6 protein-coding genes are annotated in these 4,165 nt (G+C 56.5%); all 6 read left to right on the plus strand.

What is annotated here, in order from left to right:
* Positions 1–969: hypothetical protein (locus tag K2Y56_RS22075; RefSeq protein ID WP_292512851.1), on the plus strand; the 969-nt coding region annotated here is incomplete at its 5' end.
* A 4-nt stretch (positions 970–973) separates the two neighbouring features.
* Positions 974–1,315, plus strand: a complete 342-nt coding sequence (locus tag K2Y56_RS22080) for a hypothetical protein (protein WP_292512854.1) — start codon at positions 974–976, stop codon at positions 1,313–1,315.
* A 67-nt stretch (positions 1,316–1,382) separates the two neighbouring features.
* Positions 1,383–1,529, plus strand: coding sequence for a hypothetical protein (locus K2Y56_RS22085; RefSeq protein WP_292512857.1), 147 nt, complete (start codon positions 1,383–1,385; stop codon positions 1,527–1,529).
* Between the two features lie 15 nt (positions 1,530–1,544).
* Positions 1,545–1,904: a hypothetical protein gene (locus K2Y56_RS22090; protein WP_292512860.1), complete on the plus strand. Its 360-nt coding sequence runs from the start codon at positions 1,545–1,547 to the stop codon at positions 1,902–1,904.
* A gap of 11 nt (positions 1,905–1,915) precedes the next feature.
* Positions 1,916–3,490, plus strand: coding sequence for a glycosyl hydrolase family 28-related protein (locus tag K2Y56_RS22095; protein ID WP_292512863.1), 1,575 nt, complete (start codon positions 1,916–1,918; stop codon positions 3,488–3,490).
* A gap of 56 nt (positions 3,491–3,546) precedes the next feature.
* The coding region (locus K2Y56_RS22100; RefSeq protein ID WP_292512865.1) for a DUF1796 family putative cysteine peptidase at positions 3,547–4,165 on the plus strand (619 nt) is incomplete at its 3' end.

Raw genomic sequence — 4,165 nt, forward strand, 5'->3', positions numbered from 1 at the left:
CAGTTCTTCAATGTCGGCGTGTCCTACGAGCAGCAGTATGACGTGCCTCACATCGGCGTCATCCATGCCTGGCCGTTTTGGGTCAACAACGATTTCGCCAACAAGTACACCGCTACGAACGGCACAGTTCTTTATGCTCGTCGTGCTGATGGACTTCGCGCCGAGTATGTGTTCGGCATTTTCTACAAAAGACTCATCCGGCTCGGATCGTTCATCGATTCTAATCAGCCGAACCCCCTGACCAGCGTCGCGGAAGGCTTCATTCAGGGTGCCTACGCCGATCTGTGCTGCCATCTTCTGACTGTCGATGCGGATGTTGCGTACGCTAGCATCAGTTTTGGATGGGCGACGCACCTGCAGGAGAATTACGGCACGGCGGGCAACTACGGCATCGAGTGCGCCGGTGCGAACGTCTCCATCCGGGCCGCGCTCCTTAAGATGAACGGGATGCGCGGCGGCTTCGGCTATCTTGATGGGCTGAACTCTCAGCTCTGCATCACCGAATTCCACGAGGGTGTGTTCAATAGGATCGGAAACGCGACAGGCTTTGTCGCGGTGAACGGCGCCACCGTCGAGATCGTCAAGTACAAGCGAGCAAACCCGGTGCAGACCGTGTTCGGCACGGCTCAGATCCCAGGTGGGCCAGCCTTCACCCCGCCGAACAACAATGCTCCACGAGCTGCTGGCGACGTCACCGCGATCCTGAGCGCTGGCGCGGCCTCCGGCGTCACGGACGCGAGCGGCAACATCGTCTTCTCTCACTTCTGCGGCCAGATCCCCAACCATATCGCAATCCGGCCGCGACCGATCCTCGGCAGCTTTCGCATCATCGCCGCCGATGCGGCCACGATCACTTTCCGTGCCTTGGACAACAACGGTGCGGTCATCGGCTCCGGCGTCACAATCAACTTCACGTATGAGGCCGGCGTAACCTTCGCACCTCGTGCAACCACTGCATTCACAGGATAGACCGATGCGCGGAAACTACTTCTTCCTTGATCGCGAGCAAGGCCAGACGGCGAACGTCATCGTGACCGTAGGGCCGAGCGAAAAGCACGCTCTGGTCAGCCAAATGTTCACGCCGACGGCGTTGCGGGGCCGCGGCATCCAGAAGCGGTTGCTGGAGCAGGTCTGCGCGGACGCTGATGCTGAAGGCATGACGCTGCATCTGCAGCCGCAGCCCGACAGTGAGGGCGCGCTGCAGGACCACGCAACCTCCGACCAATCCAAGCTGGTCGATCTGTTCAGGTCGTTCGATTTCGAGTTCGCGGAAGGAAATCCGGCAGCGATGATGGTGCGGCCGCCCAAGGCGTAACATTTCCAACCATTGCCGCTTCCAGCCGCCTCCGGGCGGTTTTTTTACGCCTGGAGCACCCCGCACCATGAAGCTTCATCAGAACTGGCCGGCGCTCCTGCGCCGCGCCTGGAGCGTTCGGCTGTCCCTCGTCGCGACGGCGCTCTCCGGGCTCGAGGTCACGATCGGCCCGGAGACGGAAGAGATCTTCGACGAGCCGATCGAATTCGCCTAAGTGCCGGAGCCAGTCATGCCCTCCTATCCGATCCGACCCACCTTCCCAATCGACGTGCGGTCGACACCGAGCATAACGGCAACACGTGAAGGTACGGCATTTCGCTTCGACATCGCGGCGGGCGGAATCGTAACCGCCCTTGGGCCGGATCGGCGCCGCTTCCTCGCGGCTCTGGAAGCCTACACGCCCGGAGCTACGGCAACCTTGACCGCTGCCGTTCCGTCAGACCCGAGCGATGTTGTGAATCGCGCCTTCACCGGCACAGCCTTCGTCACGGCCGGCTCGGCTTTCACAGACTTCGTCAAAGCGACGCTCACGCTCACCGACAGCCAACTGGCCTACGTGCTGGCCCAGGCTGCCCTTCTCCCGAACTGATGGACGCACCGATGCTTCGCATTCTCTGCCTCGCGCTCGTCGCGTTCGTCGGTCTCACGCCCGTCGTCACCGCGCAAATCTACACGCTGCCCGAGCTGGGGCTGCAGAACTCGGGCGCTTGCCCTGCCCTCGCCGCGCGCGAGCGCACCAGCAAGACCATGGTCCCGCTTGGCTGCCTCAATACAAGCTCGAAGACTTGGACCCTCACGCCGGGCAAGGTCACGCTCCCCGCGGTTGACCAGGGTTCGACCGGTGACGTGTCTGGCATGAGCGTGACGGTGCCGGGCGAAAACGTGGCGCGCACCCTGCTCGGGCGGCTCGCCGACATCCCGCTCAGTGTTGACAGCTTTCGTGGCGGCGCCTGCGCGGGTGCTGTTGACGATACTTGTGCCGTCCAGGCGGCCATCGCTGCGGCGTCATCCCAGAAGCGCGAGTTGCTGCTCCCCGGCGGCACCCTCACGACGGGCGCGATCAACTTTCCATCGGGCGTGACTATTCGGGGGCGGGGTGAGGGTGTGACCACACTCAAACTCAAGAATGGAACCAACCTTTCACTTCTGACTAGCGGTAACGCTTATTCTCTCTACGGCACCGGTTCTGAAGGCGGTTTCTTCGATTTCTCTCTTTCCGACCTGACTTTAGATGGCAATCGCGCCAACAACACGAGTGGCGACTGCCTTGCGATCTACGGCGCTCGGTTCCGACTCAGGAATCTTACGATCAAACAATGCCCAGACATAGGGCTTCGAACCGAATGGGGTCAGTACGGCGACTTCCCCATGGAGGCATCGTTCAACAATATTCTCATCGATACGACTGGGGCAAATGGAGCGGATTTACGTGGACCTCACGATAGTATCTTAGATAACATCGTAATCGTTGATGCTGGGCAGAAGGCTAACAACACCTATAGCCAACTTTCAATTAGCGGGTTCATGAATGGCCGATTTTCTAAAGTTCATACTTGGCATAGGTCCACTGTTGCAAATAGGACCATATATGGCGTCTACGATGCGAGCGGATCAAATGATTTTACAAACTCTCACTTCGAGGGATCATTAACGGCTCCGGCTTACATTGGCGGAAACTTTTCGCAGTACAGTGATAGCGTCCTGTACTACGCTCCCTGGGGGGCCGGATCTTCGTCGATTATTCTCGCAGGGAAAAACAATAAAGTAAACGGTACAATTCTGGGTTCAATTTTCATGTCTGGTCAACCGCCAAGAATCGGCGTGTACCAAACAAACAACGCCTCAGGTAATATTGTTAACCTTATGGTCCTGGGAAGTACTATTGCGGCTATCGACGTGTCTGTTGGAGATAGCGGCTATAACGATTATAAAATTAGAGGAGCTCAGTCAACAGGACCTGGCTTTCTGGGTTTATTCGCTGACACCAGTTCTGTCGACATACAAATGTTTGGCGCAACATCGAACAGTCGCATAGCAAAAGATGCGAGCATTGCGCCGCCTGCATCATCCGGCGCCGCGTGCACGTACGGCCAGAGGGCCTTCGACACCAACTTCGAGTACCGCTGCGTCAGTGCGAACAGTTGGAAGCGAGCACCGCTGTCGACCTGGCCTTGACAGGCGGCCACAATCCAAAGATGCCTCAGGGCTGAATTGTCCTGGAGCATCTTATCGTGCAGCAGAGAGTTATTTCGCTCGGCGCAATATGTGAAGTTGCGTATCAAGTAAAACTTCACACAGACAAGTTGGACGCTGATTATTTCGATTGGTTGATTACGCCTTACGACGCCTTAATCGGTGCAATTAAGAACGACTTTGAAGGTTTTTTCAAACTCGAAGATCTCAAGATATATGATGACCAAAAGTCAGTTATAAATACTAAGACGCATGTATACTACTTTCATGATTTCCCGTTGTCGGACGAAAGAACGGTTTTACCGGATTTTCCGTTATACTATGAACAAGCTAAATCGAAGTATGATCATCTAAAAGGTAAGTTTCTCGCTCTTGAGTCCTTTCCAGGGCGAGCGATCTTCATCCGCCGAGACCTGTCGCCAGACTCGGCCATTTTCTTGTACAAGACGCTTGAAGAAAGATTTCCGAAGCTTGATTTTCACTTGGTGTCCGCAAACTCGGCGGATCACAACTGGCCGCAATGCTCTGACAAGAAGATATTCTGCATAGAGGTACCAAAGACCGGCCCTGATGGCTTAGGGCACGCCGAACCGTGGTGCCAGGAACTCAAGCGCATTGGACTGACGGATACCGGTTACAAGAAGACCTATCCTGAAA

It is taken from the genome of Methylobacterium sp. (assembly GCF_019745455.1).
In the GTDB taxonomy this organism is placed as follows: domain Bacteria; phylum Pseudomonadota; class Alphaproteobacteria; order Rhizobiales; family Beijerinckiaceae; genus Methylobacterium.

Excerpts from the sequence above, each read along its gene's own strand:
- K2Y56_RS22085 (WP_292512857.1), top strand. The coding sequence starts at position 1,383 with ATGAAGCTTCATCAGAACTGGCCGGCGCTCCTGCGCCGCGCCTGGAGC.
- K2Y56_RS22090 (WP_292512860.1), top strand. The coding sequence starts at position 1,545 with ATGCCCTCCTATCCGATCCGACCCACCTTCCCAATCGACGTGCGGTCG.
- K2Y56_RS22080 (WP_292512854.1), top strand. The coding sequence starts at position 974 with ATGCGCGGAAACTACTTCTTCCTTGATCGCGAGCAAGGCCAGACGGCG.
- K2Y56_RS22095 (WP_292512863.1), top strand. The coding sequence starts at position 1,916 with ATGCTTCGCATTCTCTGCCTCGCGCTCGTCGCGTTCGTCGGTCTCACG.